16 protein-coding genes and 2 tRNA genes are annotated in these 18,936 nt (G+C 68.3%); 4 read left to right on the top strand and 14 right to left on the bottom strand.

Annotated elements, in window-relative coordinates; genetic code table 11:
- The 6 genes from mreC to OG878_RS26235 all read right to left on the bottom strand — a co-directional run bounded on the left by mreC (position 1) and on the right by OG878_RS26235 (position 7,607).
- On the bottom strand, positions 1 to 1,032 hold the full coding sequence (mreC, locus tag OG878_RS26260) for a rod shape-determining protein MreC (RefSeq protein ID WP_328889052.1): 1,032 nt from the start codon (positions 1,030 to 1,032) through the stop codon (positions 1 to 3).
- A gap of 112 nt (positions 1,033 to 1,144) precedes the next feature.
- Positions 1,145 to 2,164, bottom strand: a complete 1,020-nt coding sequence (locus OG878_RS26255; RefSeq protein ID WP_277326176.1) for a rod shape-determining protein — start codon at positions 2,162 to 2,164, stop codon at positions 1,145 to 1,147.
- 292 nt (positions 2,165 to 2,456) lie between these two features.
- Complete coding sequence (ndk, locus tag OG878_RS26250; RefSeq protein WP_328889051.1) at positions 2,457 to 2,870, bottom strand: nucleoside-diphosphate kinase; 414 nt, start codon at positions 2,868 to 2,870, stop codon at positions 2,457 to 2,459.
- A gap of 97 nt (positions 2,871 to 2,967) precedes the next feature.
- Positions 2,968 to 3,327: a DUF4233 domain-containing protein gene (locus tag OG878_RS26245; protein WP_328889050.1), complete on the bottom strand. Its 360-nt coding sequence runs from the start codon at positions 3,325 to 3,327 to the stop codon at positions 2,968 to 2,970.
- A gap of 4 nt (positions 3,328 to 3,331) precedes the next feature.
- Positions 3,332 to 4,855, bottom strand: coding sequence for a bifunctional tetrahydrofolate synthase/dihydrofolate synthase (folC, locus tag OG878_RS26240; RefSeq protein WP_328889049.1), 1,524 nt, complete (start codon positions 4,853 to 4,855; stop codon positions 3,332 to 3,334).
- A gap of 130 nt (positions 4,856 to 4,985) precedes the next feature.
- Entirely contained in the window at positions 4,986 to 7,607 is a 2,622-nt protein-coding gene (locus OG878_RS26235) for a valine--tRNA ligase (RefSeq protein WP_328889048.1), read from the bottom strand.
- Between the two features lie 138 nt (positions 7,608 to 7,745).
- On the opposite strand from OG878_RS26235, the gene OG878_RS26230 reads away from it, so the two are divergent.
- A complete protein-coding gene (locus OG878_RS26230) occupies positions 7,746 to 8,768 on the top strand; it encodes a hypothetical protein (protein ID WP_328889047.1) in 1,023 nt (340 codons plus the stop codon).
- Positions 8,769 to 8,844: 76 nt separating this feature from the next.
- Here the strand turns inward: OG878_RS26230 and clpX are convergent, their stop codons facing one another.
- The 5 genes from clpX to OG878_RS26205 all read right to left on the bottom strand — a co-directional run bounded on the left by clpX (position 8,845) and on the right by OG878_RS26205 (position 13,516).
- The gene (gene clpX / locus OG878_RS26225; protein ID WP_277326182.1) at positions 8,845 to 10,143 is read right to left on the bottom strand and encodes an ATP-dependent Clp protease ATP-binding subunit ClpX; all 1,299 of its coding nucleotides are present in this window, start codon (positions 10,141 to 10,143) and stop codon (positions 8,845 to 8,847) included.
- 157 nt (positions 10,144 to 10,300) lie between these two features.
- Positions 10,301 to 10,984, bottom strand: a complete 684-nt coding sequence (locus OG878_RS26220) for an ATP-dependent Clp protease proteolytic subunit (RefSeq protein ID WP_030921266.1) — start codon at positions 10,982 to 10,984, stop codon at positions 10,301 to 10,303.
- A 47-nt stretch (positions 10,985 to 11,031) separates the two neighbouring features.
- A complete protein-coding gene (locus OG878_RS26215; RefSeq protein WP_018551584.1) occupies positions 11,032 to 11,637 on the bottom strand; it encodes an ATP-dependent Clp protease proteolytic subunit in 606 nt (201 codons plus the stop codon).
- A 263-nt stretch (positions 11,638 to 11,900) separates the two neighbouring features.
- Positions 11,901 to 13,289: a trigger factor gene (gene tig, locus OG878_RS26210; RefSeq protein WP_328889046.1), complete on the bottom strand. Its 1,389-nt coding sequence runs from the start codon at positions 13,287 to 13,289 to the stop codon at positions 11,901 to 11,903.
- 150 nt (positions 13,290 to 13,439) lie between these two features.
- Positions 13,440 to 13,516, bottom strand: a tRNA-Pro gene (locus OG878_RS26205).
- A 166-nt stretch (positions 13,517 to 13,682) separates the two neighbouring features.
- On the opposite strand from OG878_RS26205, the gene OG878_RS26200 reads away from it, so the two are divergent.
- Positions 13,683 to 13,756 (top strand) — tRNA-Gly (locus OG878_RS26200).
- Between the two features lie 101 nt (positions 13,757 to 13,857).
- On the opposite strand, the gene OG878_RS26195 is transcribed toward OG878_RS26200, so the two are convergent.
- The gene (locus OG878_RS26195; protein WP_328889045.1) at positions 13,858 to 14,052 is read right to left on the bottom strand and encodes a hypothetical protein; all 195 of its coding nucleotides are present in this window, start codon (positions 14,050 to 14,052) and stop codon (positions 13,858 to 13,860) included.
- Positions 14,053 to 14,540: 488 nt separating this feature from the next.
- Between OG878_RS26195 and OG878_RS26190 the strand changes: the two genes are divergently transcribed.
- Entirely contained in the window at positions 14,541 to 15,695 is a 1,155-nt protein-coding gene (locus OG878_RS26190; protein ID WP_328889044.1) for an acyltransferase family protein, read from the top strand.
- Between the two features lie 25 nt (positions 15,696 to 15,720).
- Here OG878_RS26190 and OG878_RS26185 read toward each other — a convergent pair whose 3' ends face one another.
- Together OG878_RS26185 and OG878_RS26180 are read right to left on the bottom strand one after the other, a co-directional pair.
- Entirely contained in the window at positions 15,721 to 16,227 is a 507-nt protein-coding gene (locus OG878_RS26185; protein ID WP_328889043.1) for an HD domain-containing protein, read from the bottom strand.
- A gap of 42 nt (positions 16,228 to 16,269) precedes the next feature.
- Entirely contained in the window at positions 16,270 to 17,415 is a 1,146-nt protein-coding gene (locus OG878_RS26180; protein ID WP_328889042.1) for a PP2C family protein-serine/threonine phosphatase, read from the bottom strand.
- Between the two features lie 105 nt (positions 17,416 to 17,520).
- Here OG878_RS26180 and OG878_RS26175 point away from each other — a divergent pair, with 105 nt between their 5' ends.
- Entirely contained in the window at positions 17,521 to 18,753 is a 1,233-nt protein-coding gene (locus tag OG878_RS26175) for a GNAT family N-acetyltransferase (protein ID WP_328889041.1), read from the top strand.
- The last annotated feature ends 183 nt before the right edge of the window (positions 18,754 to 18,936 follow it).

The following is an 18,936-nucleotide window of genomic DNA, read 5'->3' as shown; positions in this document are numbered from 1 at the left end:
CTAGTTGACCGTGTTGCCGGTGGATCCGGTGGGGTTCGGGCTGCCGCTGGGACTGCCGCTGGGGGTCTCGTTGACGTTCCCGAGGACCTTTCCGTTGGTGTCGACGATGTCGCCGTTGGGCGAGATCGTGACCGTGACCGTCGGAGTGGGCTTCGGCTTCTCCGGCTTCTTCGGCTTCTTCGGCAGGACCAGGTCGCGGGGGTCCTCGCGCGGTGCCTGGACGACGATGCCGACGATGTCGAGTTTGGTGAAGCCGACGAACGGGCGGACGTAGACGGTACGGGTGAGGGCACCGCCCGACGGGTCGACGCGGACGACCTCGCCGACCGGGACGCCCGGCACGAACGGCTTGCCCTTGCTGGACCCGAAGGTGACCAACCGGTCGCCCTTCTTCACCTTGGCCTTGCCGTTGAGGAACTGGACGGACAGCGGGCGGTCGCCCTGACCGGTGGCGAAGCCCAGTTCGTCGGTCTTCTCCATGCGGGTGCCGACGGTGAAGTCGGGGTCGTTGGCGAGGAGCACCGTCGCGGTGTCCGGGCCGACGGTGGTGACCCGGCCGACAAGCCCGTCGCCGTTGATGACGGTCATGTCGCGCTTGATTCCGTCGTGGGAACCGGCGTCGATGGTGACGGTCCAGGAGAAGCCCTGGGCCGCTCCTATCGCGACGACCTCGGCAGCCTTGATGCCGTACTGCCCGGCGGCCGACGTCTTCAGCATCTTGTCGAGTTCGCGGACCCGGTTCCGGTTGCGGTCGTCGCTGCCGAGCTTCGTCTTCAGTGCGGCGTTCTGCTGCTCCAGGGCGGCGATCCGGTCATGCCGTCTGCCGGACGCCCGGATCGCCCCTATGGCGTTGCCCACCGGGTCCACGGCTGCCGCGACGCCGTTCTCGACCGGCCCGAAGGCCGTTGCGGCGGCCCGCCGGGCGCCGTCCACCGGTGACCCCTCGCCGCCGCGGATGTCCACCGTAATCAGAGCGAATGCGATGGCGATCAGCAGAACCAGGAGCAGCCGGCTCTCTCGTGTGTCCCTCACGTGCGGCGGCCGTGCCTTCCTCGTCGGAATTTTCGTGCCTGTATATCAACGATGCGCCGTACGGGCGGCAGCGCCCGTACGGCGCAACGCTGTGTTGCCGGGCCCTGAGGTACTACCTGCGGGGCTGGGCATCCAGCACCTGCTGGAGCGCCTCGAACTCCTCGACGCACTTGCCGGATCCGAGCGCCACCGAGTCCAGCGGGTCCTCGGCGATGTGGATCGGCATACCGGTCTCGCGACGCAGCCGCTCGTCCAGTCCGCGCAGCAGCGCGCCGCCGCCGGTGAGGACGATGCCGCGGTCCATGACGTCGCCGGAGAGCTCCGGCGGGCACTTGTCGAGCGTCGTCTTCACGGCGTCGACGATCGCGTTGACCGGCTCCTCGATGGCCTTGCGGACCTCGGCGGCGGAGACCACCACGGTCTTGGGCAGCCCGGAGACCAGGTCGCGGCCCCGGATCTCGGTGTGCTCGTCCTTGTCCATGTCGTACGCCGAGCCGATGGTGATCTTGATCTGCTCGGCGGTCCGCTCACCGAGGAGGAGCGAGTACTCCTTCTTGATGTGCTGGATGATCGCGTTGTCCAGCTCGTCGCCGGCGGTCCGGATCGACTGAGCAGTGACGATTCCGCCGAGCGAGATGACGGCCACCTCGGTGGTGCCGCCGCCGATGTCGACGACCATGTTGCCGGTGGCCTCGTGGACCGGCAGACCGGAACCGATGGCCGCGGCCATGGGCTCCTCGATGATGTGCACCTGGCGCGCGCCGGCCTGCGTCGACGCCTCGATGACGGCGCGCCGCTCCACCCCGGTGATGCCGGAGGGAACACAGACGACGACGCGCGGGCGGGCCAGGTACCGGCGCTTGTGGATCTTCAGGATGAAGTAGCGGAGCATCCGCTCGGTGATCTCGAAGTCGGCGATCACGCCGTCCTTCAGGGGCCGTACGGCAACGATGTTGCCCGGTGTACGCCCGATCATCTTCTTGGCTTCGGAACCGACCGCCAGGATGCCACCGGTGTTGGTGTTGATGGCCACGACGGACGGCTCGTTCAGAACGATGCCGCGCCCCCTGACGTACACCAGCGTGTTGGCAGTCCCGAGGTCGATAGCCATGTCACGGCCGATGAACGACATTGAGTTCCCCTTGTTCCCCATGAGGATGCGTCGGGCCTTCCCAAGAAAGCTATGGCGGCTTGTTTGTGGTAGGCGAGGTGAGCGCTGCGGGCGTGGAAGATTCCATCGTAGTGCCGTATGCACGGGCACCGCGCGAGGGGCCTTCGCCAGTGTGGGCGGAACGGGTGGCCGTTCCACTCATGGTGACGCTGCGTCGGAGGGATGCGTTCCCGCGATCGGGCAGCATATGCCGAAGGGCGACCGAATTAATTCGGTCGCCCCAGGTCATGAGCTCTGTTCGGCTGATCCGAGGTCAGAAATGTCCCGGGAAGAACAGCTTCAGTTCTCGCTCTGCGGACTCCTCGGAGTCCGAGGCGTGGATGAGGTTCTCGCGGGTGATCGTGCCGAAGTCGCCACGGATCGAGCCGGGCGCGGCGGCGATCGGGTCGGTCGGGCCGGCCAGGGCGCGGACGCCCTCGATGACCCGCTCGCCCTCGGCGACCAGGGCGACGACCGGGCCGGACTGCATGAACTCGACGAGCGGCTCGTAGAACGGGCGGCCGACGTGCTCGGCGTAGTGCTGCTCCAGGGTCGCACGGTCGAGCGTGCGCAGCTCCAGCGCGGTGACCTGCCAGCCGGCCTTGCGCTCGATCCGGCCGACGATCTCGCCGATCAGCCCGCGCCGGACGGCGTCGGGCTTGAGAAGGACGAGGGTGCGCTGCGTCATGTGCGGCTCCTTGAAGGCATACGGGTGCGGTGAGGCGAGATTACAGGGGTACGCAAACGGACCGGCCGCCGGGTTTGCCCGGCGGGCCCGTCCTGCTTCAGCCGGCGGCCGGGGCCTCGGTGGCCGCCTGCTGCGCCGCCCAGCGGGCCTTCGCCTCGTCGATCTTGCGCCCGTAGTGCACGGACGTCCACCACAGGGCGCCGAAGACCACGCCGAGGATGAACATCATCGGGACGAAGAACCCACTGGCGACCAGCGCCACCTGCAGCGCCCAGCCGAGCTGTACACCGCCGGGACGGGTGATCACGCCGCAGAGCAGCACGGACAGCAGCATGCCGATGCCGCAGACCGTCCAGACGGTGGCGGTCGACAGGTCGCCGGACTTCATCGCGACGAGTCCGGCGAAGCCGATCACGAAGAACTCGCCGATCAGCGTCGATGCACAGAGCGTACGCACAGGGTCAGTGCCTTCCCAGAAGCAGCCGGGCCTCGCCGACCGTGATCACGGAGCCGGTCACGAGCACTCCGGCGCCCGCGTACTCGTCCTCCTCCTCGGCGAGGGTGATCGCCGCCTCCAGCGCGTCGTCGAGGCGGGGCTCGACCTGGACGCGGTCACCGCCGAAGACCTCGACCGCGACCGCGGCCAGTTCGTCGGCGTCCATCGCGCGACCGCTGGAGTTCTGCGTGACGACGACCTCGGCGAAGATCGGCTCGAAGGCTTCGAGAAGCCCCCGCACGTCCTTGTCGCCGCTGGCACCGACCACGCCGATCAGCCGGGAGAAGCCGAACGCCTCGGACAGCCCGTCGGCCGTGGCGCGGGCACCCGCCGGGTTGTGGGCCGCGTCCAGGACGACGGTCGGGCTGCTCCGTACGACTTCGAGGCGACCGGGCGAGCGCACCGAGGCGAAGGCCCGGCGGATCGTGTCGATGTCGAGCCCACCGGGCCGCTCGGCGCCGACACCGAAGAACGCCTCGACCGCGGCGAGCGCCACCGCCGCGTTGTGCGCCTGGTGGGCGCCGTACAGCGGGAGGAAGATCTCCTCGTACTCACCGCCGAGGCCGCGCAGCGTCAGGAGCTGGCCGCCGACCGCGATCTCGCGGGAGACGACACCGAATTCCATGCCCTCGCGGGCGACCGTGGCGTCGACCTCCACGGCCTTCTTCAGCATGACCTGCGCGGCGTCGACCGGCTGCTGCGCCAGGATCACCGTGGCGCCCTGCTTGATGATTCCGGACTTCTCGACCGCGATCTCGCCCGGCGTGGCGCCGAGCCGGTCGGTGTGGTCCAGCGAGATGGGGGTGACGACGGCGACGGAGCCGTCGATCACGTTCGTCGCGTCCCAGCTGCCGCCCATGCCGACCTCGACGACAGCGACATCGACCGGGGCGTCGGCGAAGGCCGCGTACGCCATGCCGGTCAGCACCTCGAAGAAGGAGAGCCGGTACGGCTGCTGGGCGTCGACCATCTCGACGTACGGCTTGATGTCCTGGTACGTCTCGATGAATCGCTCGGGATCCATCGGCGAGCCGTCCAGGCTGATCCGCTCGGTGATCGACTGGACGTGCGGCGAGGTGTAGCGGCCGGTGCGCAGGTCGAAGGCGCCGAGCAGGGACTCGATCATGCGGGCCGTGCTGGTCTTGCCGTTGGTACCGGTGATGTGGATCGAGGGATACGCGCGCTGCGGCTCCCCGAGCACGTCCATCAGGGCCGCGATGCGCGACACCGAGGGTTCGAGCTTGGTCTCGCCCCAGCGGCCGGCGAGCTCCTGCTCCACCGCGCGCAGCGCCTTGTCCACCTCCGGGTCGGCGGGGCGGGCGGGGACCTCGTCACCGGGAACGGGTCCCGAGGTGGTGCGCAGGGTGCGGCTGCCGGCCTCGATCACCGCCAGGTCGGGGTCGCGTTGGGTCTCTTCGCCGACGATCTCCGCAAAGGTGTCGTCGGACTCGGACGCGTCGTGCCGGTCGGAAGGGCGGGGCTCACTCACGGGGCCCAGTCTACGGACCGGGTCGGACATCCTGTGCAGGGCCCGGGCAAGGGTCACGAATAGGTACCTGAACGGCGAAGCCCCCGCACCCCTGGTCGGTCAGGGGTACGGGGACTCCGCCCTCAGGTCATCAGCTCTGCGGCAGGTTCGCCAGCTGAGCGGTGATCCGCGCGATGTCCGCGTCGGCCTTGGTGAGCCGGGTACGGATCTTGTCGACCACGTTGTCCGGGGCCTTGGCCAGGAACGCCTCGTTGCCGAGCTTCGCGTTGGCCTGGGCCTTCTCCTTCTCGGCGGCGCCCAGGTCCTTCGTCAGGCGCTTGCGTTCGGCCTCGACGTCGATCGTGCCGGACAGGTCGAGAGCGACGGTGGCTCCGGCGACCGGCAGGGACGCGGTGGCGTGGAAGCCGTCCCCGGCGGGCTGCAGGCGCAGCAGCTGGCGGATGGCCGCCTCGTGCGGGGCGAGCGCGGTACCGGTCAGGGTGAGCTCGGCCGGGACCTTCTGGCCGGGCTGCAGGCCCTGGTCGGAGCGGAACCGGCGGACCTCGGTGACGACCTGCTGGACCAGCGCGATCTCCTGCTCGGCGGCCTCGTCGCGGAAGCCGGAGTCCTTCGGCCAGTCGGCGACGACGAGGGACTCACCGCCGGTGAGAGTGGTCCACAAGGTGTCCGTGACGAACGGGACGATCGGGTGCAGGACCCGCAGCATCACGTCGAGGACCTCGCCGAGAACCCGGCCCGAGACCTTGGCCTGCTCACCGCCGGCGAAGAACGTCGTCTTCGAGAGCTCGACGTACCAGTCGAAGACCTCGTCCCAGGCGAAGTGGTAGAGCGATTCGCTCAACTTCGCGAACTGGTAGTCCTCGTAGTACGCGTCGACCTCGGCCACGGTCTTGTTGAGCCGGGACAGGATCCAGCGATCGGCCGCCGACAGCTGCTCGACGGGCGGCAGTTCACCCTCGACCGTGGCGCCGTTCATCAGCGCGAAGCGGGTCGCGTTCCAGATCTTGTTGGCGAAGTTGCGGGACGCCTGGACCCAGTCCTCGCCGATCGGCACATCCGCGCCCGGGTTGGCTCCCTTGGCCAGGGTGAAGCGGACGGCGTCCGAGCCGTACGCATCCATCCAGTCGATCGGGTCGACTGCGTTGGGGTTGGACTTCGACATCTTCTTGCCGAACTCGTCCCGGACCAGACCGGTCAGGGCGACCGTCTTGAAGGGGACTTCGCCGTCCATCGCGTACAGGCCGAACATCATCATCCGGGCGACCCAGAAGAAGATGATGTCGTGGCCGGTCAGCAGGACGTCGGTGGAGTAGAACTTCTCCAGATCCGGGGTCTCCTCCGGCCAGCCGAGCGTGGAGAACGGCCACAAGCCGGACGAGAACCAGGTGTCGAGGACGTCCGGGTCCTGGTGCCAGCCTTCGCCGGTCGGGATCTCGTCGTCGGGTCCGACGCAGACGACCTCGCCCTCCGGGCCGTACCAGATCGGGATCCGGTGGCCCCACCACAGCTGGCGCGAGATGCACCAGTCGTGCATGTTGTCGACCCAGTCGAAGTAGCGCTTCGACATGTCCTCGGGGTGGATCTTGACCTGGCCATCGCGGACCGCGTCACCAGCGGCCTGCGCCAGTGGGCCGACCTTGACCCACCACTGCATGGACAGACGCGGCTCGACGGTCGTCTTGCAGCGCGAGCAGTGGCCGACGGAGTGCAGGTACGGACGCTTCTCGGCGACGATCCGGCCCTGCTCATTGAGGGCGCCGACGATCGTCGAGCGTGCCTCGAAGCGGTCCAGGCCGAGGAACGGGCCGTGGACGGTGATGACGCCGTGCTCGTCCATGACCGTCAGCGACGGCAGGTCGTGGCGCTGGCCGATGGCGAAGTCGTTCGGGTCGTGGGCCGGCGTCACCTTGACGGCGCCCGTACCGAACTCCGGGTCGACATGCGTGTCCGCGATGACCGGGATCGTACGGTCGGTCAGCGGCAGCTTGATCTGCTTGCCGACCAAGTGCTTGTAGCGCTCGTCGTCCGGGTGGACGGCGACGGCGGTGTCACCCAGCATCGTCTCGGCACGGGTGGTGGCGACGACCAGGGTGTCGTCACCCTCGCCGTACATGATCGAGACCAGCTCGCCGGCGTCCTCCTGGTACTCCACCTCGATGTCGGAGATGGCCGTCAGACAGCGCGGGCACCAGTTGATGATGCGCTCGGCGCGGTAGATCAGCTCGTCGTCGTACAGATTCTTGAAGATCGTCTGAACGGCCCTGGAGAGGCCCTCGTCCATGGTGAACCGCTCGCGCGACCAGTCGAGTCCGGCGCCGAGGCGGCGCAGCTGGTCAAGGATGCGGCCGCCGTACTCGTCCTTCCACTGCCACACGCGCTCGGTGAACGCGTCGCGCCCCAGGTCGTGGCGGGACTTGCCCTCCTCGGCGAGCTGCTGCTCGACCTTGTTCTGGGTCGCGATGCCCGCGTGGTCCATGCCGGGCAGCCACAGCGTCTCGTAGCCCTGCATGCGCTTGCGACGGGTGAGGGCGTCCATGAGGGTGACCTGGAAGGCGTGGCCCAGGTGGAGGGCACCCGTGACGTTCGGCGGCGGGATGACGATCGTGTACGGGTCCTTCTCGCTGCTCGCGTCAGCAGTGAAGTAACCGCGCTCTACCCAGCGCTCGTACAGCTTCCCCTCTACATCGGCCGGCGCGTACTGGGTCGGCAGTTCGGGGTTGCTGGCTGGCTGCTGCTGAGTGTTCTCGGTCACGAGGGACAGTTTAGGGCCGTCACAGCCGTGCACTGAAACCGGTTTGTTCGGTAACGGTGCCGCTCCCGGTGCCCCATGCCGGCGGGGCTTCCGACAGGATGTTCGGAACGCATAAGCATTCTGGAGGGGACAGCGCAGATGAGCTACAACCAGCCGGGCCCATACGGGGGTCAGCCGCCGCAGGGTCAGCCCGGACCGTACGGCAGCCAGCCGCCGCCGCAGGGTCAGCCCGGACCCTACGGCCAGCAGCCGGGTCCGTACGGCGGTCCCCCGCCGCAGGGCGGCCAGCCGGGTTACGGCTACCCGCAGCAGGCCCCCCAGGGCGTTCCGCAGCAGCCTCAGCCGGGCTACGGCTACCCGCAGGCCCAGCAGCCGGGCCCGTACGGCCAGCAGCCCGCGTACGGCCAGCAGCAGTACGGACAGGCTCCCTACGGCGGCCAGGTGCCGATGCCTCCGGAACCCCGGAAGAAGAAGACCGGCCTGATCATCGGTGTCGTCGTGGTGGCACTGGCGGTCATCGCGGGCGGGGCGTACGTCCTGACGTCGGGCGGCGCCAGCAACAGCGATGTCGCGGACAGCACGAAGGGCTACAAGCTGACGCCGGCTGCCACGCTGGACGGCTACAAGAAGTCCCCCGGCGAGTCGGCGCCGTCGGGGCCGATGACCGGTGCCAACAAGACCAAGGCCGAGAGCATGGGGATCAAGAACCCCCAGGCGGCAGGCGCCACGTACCAGGCCGGTTCGACCGACAATCCGCTCGCCGTCAAGACCGTGACCCTTTCCGGTATCTGGGGCGATGTCACCGACCCGGCGAAGGTCATCGACAACGCCTTCAACAACGCGGAGTCGGACCTCACGAAGGGCGACAAGGGGATGGAGGTCAAGCTCATCGGCAGCGCCACGGCTGTCACTCCTGCCGGATTCGACGGCGCGCTGATGAAGTGCCAGAGCATGAAGGTGACCAACAAGGAAGGGGACGGCACCGCCGCCAAGGGCCCCAAGGAGTTCGAGGTCCCGGTCTGCGTCTGGGCCGACTACAGCACGGTCGGCACCGTCCTCGGTGTCGACGTGGCACTCTCCATGGCCGGCAAGGGCATGTCCCAGGACGACGTGGCCACCCTGACCGCCAAGCTCTACAACACGTCCCGCACCAAGATCTGATCACGCGGCGACGTGGAAAGGGGCGCCCGGCCGTCCGGCCGGGCGCCCCTTCACGTGCCTGTCGCTGCCGCTGCCGCTACGCGGACTTCTCGTGGCGGCCACCGTCGTTCTTGCCGATCGTGCGCGGCTCGCGCGGGACCAGCGTCGGGTTGACGTTGTTGCGGACCACGTCCGCCGTGATGACCACGCGGGCGACGTCCTTGCGGGACGGCACCTCGTACATCACGGACTGGAGCACCTCTTCCATGATGGCCCGCAGGCCACGCGCCCCGGTGCCGCGCAGGATCGCCTGGTCGGCGATGGCCTCCAGGGCCGGGCGGTCGAAGTCCAGCTCCACGCCGTCGAGTTCGAACAGCCGCTGGTACTGCTTCACCAGCGCGTTGCGCGGCTCGATGAGGATCTGCAGCAGCGCCTCGCGGTCCAGGTTGTGCACCGAGGTCAGCACGGGGAGGCGGCCGATGAATTCGGGGATCATCCCGAACTTCACCAGGTCCTCCGGCATGACCTCCTGGAACTGGTCGCTCGCCTCGATCTCGCGCTTGGAGCGGATCGTCGCGCCGAAGCCGATGCCTTTGGCTCCCGCCCGCGACTCGATGATCCTCTCCAGTCCCGCGAAGGCACCGCCCACGATGAACAGCACGTTCGTCGTGTCGATCTGGATGAACTCCTGGTGCGGGTGCTTGCGGCCGCCCTGCGGCGGTACGGAGGCGGTGGTGCCCTCGAGGATCTTCAGCAGGGCCTGCTGGACGCCCTCGCCGGAGACATCACGGGTGATCGACGGGTTCTCGCTCTTGCGGGCGACCTTGTCGATCTCGTCGATGTAGATGATCCCGGTCTCGGCCTTCTTGACGTCGTAGTCCGCGGCCTGGATCAGCTTCAGCAGAATGTTCTCGACGTCCTCGCCGACATAGCCGGCCTCCGTCAGCGCCGTCGCGTCGGCGATGGCGAACGGAACGTTGAGCATGCGGGCCAGCGTCTGCGCGAGGAGCGTCTTGCCGGAGCCCGTCGGGCCCAGCAGCAGGATGTTGGACTTGGCCAGCTCGATGGCGTCGTCCCGGCCCTGCGCGCCGCCGTTCTCGCCTGCCTGGACCCGCTTGTAGTGGTTGTACACAGCGACCGAGAGGGCCTTCTTCGCGGGCTCCTGACCGACGACGTACCCCTCGAGGAACTCGTAGATCTCGCGCGGCTTGGGGAGTTCCTCCCACCGCACCTCGGAGGTCTCCGCGAGCTCCTCCTCGATGATCTCGTTGCAGAGATCGATGCACTCGTCGCAGATGTACACACCGGGTCCCGCAATGAGCTTCTTCACCTGCTTCTGGCTCTTTCCGCAGAACGAGCACTTGAGCAGGTCGCCGCCATCACCGATGCGTGCCACGAGGTGCTTCCCCTTCGCCTGGGAGCAGCTTGGTGCAGCGGCTCCTGGTGCCTCTATCCGACGGTACCTTGCCTGGCCCCCCGTTCGGGCCCCCCTTGGCACGGTTCACACGGCCGCGACCGTGCGAACCGACCGTGCCAAGGGGTAAAGACCGACGTCAGGCCATCGCTCCGGCCGCGCTCTTGCGGGTGGAGACGATCTGGTCGACGAGACCGTAGGCGAGGGCGTCCTCGGCGGTCAGGATCTTGTCGCGCTCGATGTCGTCGCGGATCTTCTCCAGCGGCGTGGTGGAGTGCTTGGCCAGCATCTCCTCCAGCTGGGTGCGCATCCGCAGGATCTCGTTGGCCGCGATCTCCAGGTCGGAGAGCTGCTCGCGGCCGGTCTGCGAGGACGGCTGGTGGATCAGCACACGGGCGTTCGGCAGTGCCATGCGCTTGCCCGGCGTACCAGCGGCGAGCAGGACGGCAGCGGCGGAGGCCGCCTGGCCCATGCAGACCGTCTGGATGTCCGGCTTCACGAACTGCATCGTGTCGTAGATCGCGGTGAGCGCGGTGAACGAGCCACCGGGGCTGTTGATGTAGATCGAGATGTCGCGGTCCGGGTCCATCGACTCCAGGCACAGCAGCTGCGCCATGACGTCGTTGGCGGAGGCGTCGTCGATCTGCACCCCGAGGAAGATCACGCGCTCCTCGAAGAGCTTCGCGTACGGGTCGTACTCACGCACACCCTGCGAGGTGCGCTCCACGAAGCGCGGCACGATGTAACGGTTGTCCACCTGCGGGCCGGTGTAGAGACCGCTCGCGGAGGCGCCGGGGAAGTTGTTCATGTGGGTGTTCACCATCCTGGTGGCGTTCTGGGGGCTGGGGCTGCGGGCTGGGCGGGCAGGGCTCAGGCCCCGGTGCCGCCGCCGCCCGGAACGCCCGAGGCGATCGTGATGATCTCGTCGATGAGGCCGTAATCCTTGGCCTCCTCCGCGGTGTACCAACGGTCGCGGTCACCGTCGCGAATGATCGTCTCCACGGTCTGGCCGGAGTGGCGGGCGGTGATCTCCGCCATCCGCTGCTTCGTGCGCAGCAGGTACTGGGCCTGGATCTTGATGTCGGACGCCGTACCGCCGATGCCGGCCGAACCCTGGTGCATGAGGATGTCGGTGTTCGGGAGCGCGAAGCGCTTGCCCGCGGTGCCGCCGGTCAGCAGGAACTGGCCCATCGAGGCCGCCATGCCCATACCGATGGTGACCACGTCGTTCGGGATGTACTGCATGGTGTCGTAGACCGCCATGCCGGCCGTCACCGAGCCACCGGGGCTGTTGATGTAGAGGTAGATGTCCTTGTCCGGCTCCGCGGCAAGGAGAAGCAGCTGCGCCGTGATCTTGTTGGCGATGTCATCGTCGACCTGCTGACCGAGGAAGATGATGCGCTCGCCGAGCAGTCGGCTGTAGACCTGGTCGCCGAGGCCACCACCGAGGGACGGCTCTCCGGCGGCGTAAGGCATCAGATTCGTCACGTATCCACCTGCTCGTCTCTGACGGCTCCGGCCGTCTCAGCGTCTTCGTACCGGGCGGGCGGGGGCTCCCCCACCCTTCCTATTCATGGACCCTAACGCGCAGGTGGGACAACGCCATCCCGCTTCCGCAACTGTTCGCTGGGAGCGCAAGCTGAGCAGTGCGCACAAGGGTTGCGGGGTCGGGTGCCGATACGACGACGGGCTCCGGACGCTTGGCGTCCGGAGCCCGTCGTACGGGTTCAGCGCGAGGCTCAGGCCTCGGTCTTCTCCTCGGCGGGGGCCTCGGTGTGGCCCTCGGCGGCCTCGACCGTCTCGATGGCCTCTTCCTCGTCGTCCTCGAGCTCGACGACCTCACCGTTGGTGTCGACGACCTTGGCGGCCTCGACGACCACGGCCAGCGCCTTGCCGCGGGCGACCTCGCCGACGAGCATCGGCACCTGGCCGCCCTCGACGACGGCCTGGGCGAACTGGTCGGGGCTCATACCGGAGGAAGCGGCGCGACGCATGAGGTGCTCGGTGAGCTCCTCCTGGTTGACGTTCAGCTTCTCCTTGTTGACGAGCTCGTCAAGGATGAACTGGGTCTTGATGCCCTTGATCGCCTGCTCGGAGGTCTCGGCCTCGAACTCCTCGAGCGTCTTGCCCTGGATCTCCAGGTACTTCTCGAGGGTCAGACCCATCTGACCGAGCTGGTGGTGCTCGAGGTTGTGCTTGCGGGTCTGGACCTCGTCCGCGAGCAGCTTCTCGGGGATCGGGACCTCGGCCAGCTTCAGCAGCTCGTCGAGGACGCGCTCCTGGGCCTGAGTGGCCTGGTCGTACTGCTTGGTGTTCTCGAGGCGCTTGCGGCTGTCGGCCTTCAGCTCGTCGAGGGTGTCGAACTCGCTCGCCATCTGCGCGAACTCGTCGTCCAGCTCGGGAAGCTCACGGGCGGCGACGGCGGTGACCTTGACGGTGACCTCGGCCTCCTTGCCCTCGGCCGAGCCACCCTTCAGCTCGGAGGTGAAGGTGGCCTCGCCACCCGCCTCCAGGCCGGTGACGGCCGCGTCGATGCCGTCGAGGAGCTCACCGGAACCGATGGTGTACGAGACACCCTCGGCCACGCCGTCCTCCAGGACCTCGCCGTCGACCTTGGCCTGCAGGTCGATCGTGACGACGTCGCCCTCTGCGGCGGCGCGCTCGACCGGGTTGGTGGAGGCGAAGCGGCCACGGAGCTGCTCCACGGCCTTCTCGACGTCCTCGTCGGTGACCTCGAGGGCGTCCACGGTGACCTCGATGCCGGAGTAGTCCGGGATCTCGATCGTGGGCCGCACGTCGACCTCGGCGGTGAAGGCCAGCAGCTCGCCGTCCTTCAGCTCGGTGATGTCGACCTCGGGCTGGCCCAGGACATTGAGCTCACCCTCGTTGACAGCCTCGGTGTAGAACTTCGGGAGGGCGTCGTTGACGGCCTCCTCCAGCACAGCACCACGGCCGAACCGCTGGTCGATGACGCGGTTGGGGATCTTGCCCTTGCGGAAGCCCTTCACCGTGACCTGCTGGTTGATCTTCTTGTACGCCGCGTCGAGGCTGTCCTTGAGCTCCTCGAAGGGCACCTCGATGCTGAGCCGAACCCGAGTCGGGTTCAGGGTCTCCACGGCGCTCTTCACGGTTCGGTCTCCTTGGTGGCTGACTTCTTGGGGTTCTGCTCGGCCACCGGACAGCGGCTCCGCGGATCGAGCCCGGTACATCAGACACACGGGCACGCATTTTGCATAGTAACGGCAAGGTGGATGACTCCCACAATGCGATCTTGCCGGTGGTCGGGGTGGCCGGATTCGAACCGACGACCTTCCGCTCCCAAAGCGGACGCGCTACCAAGCTGCGCCACACCCCGTCGGTGCGACACGTAGGGTACATGCAGACAGGCGGTGCACAGGCCGCTTTGCCGGGGCGGCGCCGAATGCGGCACGCGGTGCTGCAATCAGGTGTGCGGACACCGCCCGTGACCCGCTACGATGCTCCTCGTGCCGCGGCCATTCGTGACCTGCGGTGCGGTGCTTGCGGGCGTAGCTCAATGGTAGAGCCCTAGTCTTCCAAACTAGCTACGCGGGTTCGATTCCCGTCGCCCGCTCCATGCGTGGGCCCGGTTCGGCGAGCTGTCTCGTCGGACCGGGCCTTTTTGCGTACCGGGCGTTCTCGGACCGCGGCTCTTCGACCGCGTGTCCCGCGGAGCGATCAGAAGCTGATCTGGTTGATGGTCTCCGCTATCGAGTCCATGAATCTGTTGATCGACGGCGCCATGCCGGTCGACGCCAGGAAGAAGCCGAAGAGCACCGCAACGATCGCGGGTCCGGCCTTGATGGAGCCGCCCCGGATCAGGACCACCAGGATGATCGCCAACAGAAGCACCACAGACAGTGAAATGGCCACGACTGATCACATCCTTGGTCGGTCCGCCTTGCCGGCCCGGAAGCATGCGGCGGCACACCTCCGTTGTGTCCATCGTGCCACCAACTCCCCTGTGCTTGCTGCCAGGTGACGAATCGAACTGCCCAGATCGCGCCATCCTCGCGTCCCTCGCGCGCGGGCGCGGACAGATCTGCCCACCGGCCCGCCGGGACGGCTTCACGGGCTCCCCGGGGGTCCGCGACAGCACGGAAAGCCACCGGTGAACGTAAATGGAATGGCCTGTGACTATGAACGTCCCCGCATCCACACACATCATTCACATGAATTTCGCCGAGTCGGATGCGCGGAAATTCACCCTCCCCAACCACCTGGCGGTATGCACCATTTAAGTAGGATCAATCGGGTCATAGCGGGCGGTTTTCGGTAGTTTCGTTTTCCTTTGGGCGGGCACCCCCGATATCCAGGAGACGGTTTTACGAATTGCAATCGAGACGTCTAAGGTGCATGAGATGTTCCACGCTCCGAACGCATTTCAGAGGGCCCCGCTCCCCCCAGCGACCCGGGAGTCGGAGCCCAGACGCCGGGCAGACGCGGTCCTCACCGCGACGCCCCCCGCAACAGCGGGGAACCAGCCTTCGGCGGCTGCGCCGGCGAAGCGCCGTGACGCCTACTTCGACAACGTCAAATACCTGGCGATCGTGCTGGTCGCCATGGCGCACTCGTGGGGGCTGCTCCTGGACGACAGCCGTGCCGCCCGTGCGCTCTACATGGTTGCGTACACCTTTCACATGCCGGCCTTCATCATCGTCTCCGGCTATTTCTCCCGCTCGTTCGACATGAGCGCCAGAAAGGTGAAGCGCCTGGTCACCGGTGTTGCCGTGCCCTATGTGGTGTTCGAGACGGCGTACTCGCTCTTCAAGCGGTACGCCGACGACTCACCGGACCATCCGATCAGCCTGATCGACCCCTGGTACCTCACCTGGTTCCTGGCCGCGCTGTTCATCTGGCGGATCAGCACACCCCTCTGGCAGTCGCTGCGTCATCCGCTGCCGGTCGCACTCGTCATCGCCGCACTCGCGTCGTTCTCCCCCTCGATCGGCGACGATCTCGATCTCCAGCGGGTTCTGCAGTTCCTGCCGTTCTTCGTGCTCGGACTCCAACTGAAACCCGAGCACTTCCAGTTGGTGCGTCGGCGTGAGGTGCGACTGCTGGCGCTGCCGCTGTTCGCCGGTGCCGCGCTGGTCGCGTACTGGGTGGCCCCGCGGATGCAGCTGGGCTGGTTCTACCGCAACAGCAGCGCCCCGGAGTTGGGCGCGCCGTGGTGGTCGGGTGCCGTGATGACGCTGGCGATGTTCGGCTGCGCGCTGCTGCTCACCATCGGGTTCCTGGCCTGGGTGCCGCGTCGGCACATGTGGTTCACGGTGCTGGGCGCCGGAACGATCTGTGGCTATCTGCTGCACGGATTCCTGATCAAGGGCGCCGGTTTCGCCGGGCTGCACAACCGGTACGCGTGGCTCTCCGAGCCCGGCGGGCTGGTTCTCGTCTCGCTGGTCGCGGCTTCCGCGGTGACGCTCCTGTGCACACCGCCGGTGCGACGGGTACTGCGTTTCGCGACCGAGCCGGACATGAACTACGCGTTCCGGCGGGACGCCACCGGGCTCTGAGCGGATCCGGGCGGGTCCCGGTGGATCAGTCCTCGGCGGTGTTGGCCGGATCCGGCTGTTCGATGGGCGGTTCACCGGCAGTGAGCCCGAGCAGCGCGCGTACCTGCGCATATTTCGCGGTCAGCCGGGTGCGCGTCGCCGGTTCCAGCACCGCGAGGCGCGCCGGGTCGGCGTTGTGCGCAAGGTCGGACTCCTTGATCAGCAGGGCGCCCGGGGTGGCGAGGATGCGCCGGGTGTATGCGGAGAGGTCCTCGCCGTCCTGTCTGGTGACGGCGAGGACCATGTCCTTGACCTGCTGCGGCAGCGCGGCGGCCGCCAGCCATGCGGCGGACAGCACATCGTCCTCGACCGCGTCGTGCAGCCAGGCCGCGGCGATCTGTTCGTCGGTGCCGCCCCTGGCCCGTACGCCGTGCGCGACGGCTGCGAGGTGTTCGGCATACGGGCGTCCTGCCTTGTCCGTCCGGCCGGCGTGCGCCGTGCGGGCGATCGTCTCGACTTCGGCCAGGGTCAGGGGTGTTTGCGGCACGGTCATGCGGACGACTCTACGGAGCGCCGGGGGAGCCCGGCGTCCGGATCAGGGCCGGCGGGACAGCAGCAGCAGCGCCCGGTCGTCGTTGACGTCCTTCGCGCAGGCCTCGATCAGATGCCAGGCCGCACCCTCGAAGCCGAGGGTGACATAGCGGTCGGCCTCGCCGGTCAGCCGGTCCATGCCGTCCGCGATGTCCCGGTCGGACGCCTCCACCAGGCCGTCCGTGAACAGCATCAGCACGTCTCCGGCGGCCAGTGAGCCCTTCACCGCGTCGAACTGCGCCCCGTCGTACACCCCGAGCAGCGGGCCCTCCGCGGCCTTCTCCTCCCACCGGCCGCTGCCCGCGTGCAGCTGCAGGGCCGGCGGGTGACCCGCGGAGAGCAGCTCGTAGTCGCCCGATTCGAGGTCGAGCACCAGATGGATGGAGGTGGCGAAGCCCTCGTCCCAGTCCTGGCGCAGCAGATAGGCGTTGGCCGCGGGCAGGAAGCCGTGCGGGGGCAGCGAGCCGAGGAGGCCGCCGAAGGCGCCGGACAGCAGCAGGGCGCGGGAGCCCGCGTCCATGCCCTTGCCGGAGACATCGGTGAGGACGACCTCCAGCGTGCGGCCGCCGTTGGTGCAGGCCGCGACGACGAAGTCACCGGAGAACGACTGACCGCCCGCCGGGCGCAGCGCCATCTCACGGTGCCAGCCCTGCGGCAGCCGGGGCAGGGCGCTCTGCACCCGGATGCGTTCGCGCAGGTCGAAGAGCATGGTGCCGCCGCGCCGCCACGGTACGCCGACCCTGGCCCGGAACTGGGCGAGGACCAGGCCGAAGAAGCCGCACGCCGCGACCACCAGGACAGTGCCCGGGGTCACCCGGGCGGGGCCGTCCGCGTACGGGCCGAGGGCGATCGACTCCACTATCAGGGCCGCGGCGGCGGTCGCGTACAGCCCCAGCAGGCTGGCGGGCCGCAGCAGCAGACCGCCTGCGACGATCGGCAGGACGAGCGCGGCCGGTGAGCACCACACCGCGTTCAGCAGCGTGCCGCAGGTGATGGCCGGGATGGTGACCAGCAGACCGGCCAGGGCGATCCAGTCGGAGCCGTCGCCGCGGAAGTAGTCGACGCCGGATTTGCGCAGCGCGATGCGTGCCCGACGCACCGATTTCTGCAATCGGGCCGGGTACGAGTCTGTTGCTGCGCGACGGGCCATTGCCGGGACCCTATCCACCCCGGCGGCATCGGTGCAGGGGGACCCCTGTGACAATGCGTTCGAAATCGGGTCGCCTGTCTGCCGTACCCCTGGTAGTCATGGCTCATGACGACAGAACTACGGGTGTTGCGCCCCTCCGAATGGACCGAATGGTTCGGAAGTCTGGAGCTCACGTTCGGCGGCGTCGCCGACGCACCCGAGGAGCGCGAGCTCTGGGAAGCGCTGACCGAGCACAAGCGGTCGATTGCCATCTGGGACGGCCCCGACGTGGTCGGTACGGCAGGGGCGTTCAGCTTCCGGCTGGCCGTGCCGGGCGGGGCGCTGGTGCCCGCGGCCGGGGTGACGATGGTCAGTGTCGCGGCCACGCATCGCCGGCGCGGACTGCTGACCTCGATGATGCGGCGTCAGCTCGACGACGTCCGGGCCCTGGGTGAACCGCTCGCCGTACTGACGGCCTCAGAGCCCGCGATCTACGGCCGGTTCGGGTACGGGGCAGCCACGAAGCAGATGTCCCTGGAGATCGACACGGACCGGGTGCGGCTGGCGGTGCCGGACGGCACGGACGAGGTCGGTCTGCGGTACGCGAAGCCGGACGAGGCGGTGGCCGCGTGCGAGGGCGTGTACGAGCAGCTGCTGGCGGGGCGGCCGGGGACGCCGGCGCACGGTCCCGGCTGGGAGCAGAGGGCGCTGCTCGACCCGGCGAGCATGCGGCAGGGGGCGTCGCCGCTGCAGTGCGTGCTGGCGGAACGCGCGGGCCGGATCGTCGGGTACACGACGTTCCGCAACAAACCGCACTGGGAGGCGGCGGTCCCCATGGGCCGGATCGCCGTGGACGATCTGCTGGCTCTGGACCCTGCGGCGTACGCGGCGCTGTGGCGGTTCCTGTTCGAGATCGACCTGACGTCGACGGTCGAGGCACGGAACCGGCCGGTCGACGATGCGATTCTGCACCTGGTCTCGGACGTGCGCCGGTGCAACATCACGCTGCGCGACTCGCTGTTCGTACGGCTGGTGGAGGTGGGCGCCGCGCTGGAGGCACGGGCGTACCGGGCCGCGGTGGACGTGGTGTTCGAGGTCGACGACGTGTTCTGCCCGTGGAACGCGGGGCGCTGGCGGCTCACGGCCGACACGAAGGGCGGCGCGTCGTGCAGGCGGACGGACGATCCGGCGGATCTGGCGCTCTCCGTCAGGGAGTTGGGAACCGTGTACCTGGGCGGCGAGTCACTGGTCTCGCTGTCCCGGGCGGGGCGGGTTCGGGAGCTGCGGCCCGGCGCGGTCGAGGAGGCGGCGCTGGCGTTCTCGGGGACGGTGTCGCCGTGGCTGCCGCGGGGGTTCTAGTTCTCCGGCGGAACTCTTGGGATCTGTCCTGGTCAACGACCTGACGGCGGAGAGCGTAGCGGGTGGGGGCCGGTGAACGGCACCCCGCGCGGGGCGTGTACGGCGGTGGCGCCGCCGCCGTACCTGTGGTGCACGTACTCCACCGCGGCCGCCGCGCAGGCCCTCGGCCGTCGCCGTCACCGG

Source organism: Streptomyces sp. NBC_00316 (assembly GCF_036158715.1).
GTDB lineage: Bacteria > Actinomycetota > Actinomycetes > Streptomycetales > Streptomycetaceae > Streptomyces.
This window is presented reverse-complemented; position numbering and strand designations above follow the sequence as displayed.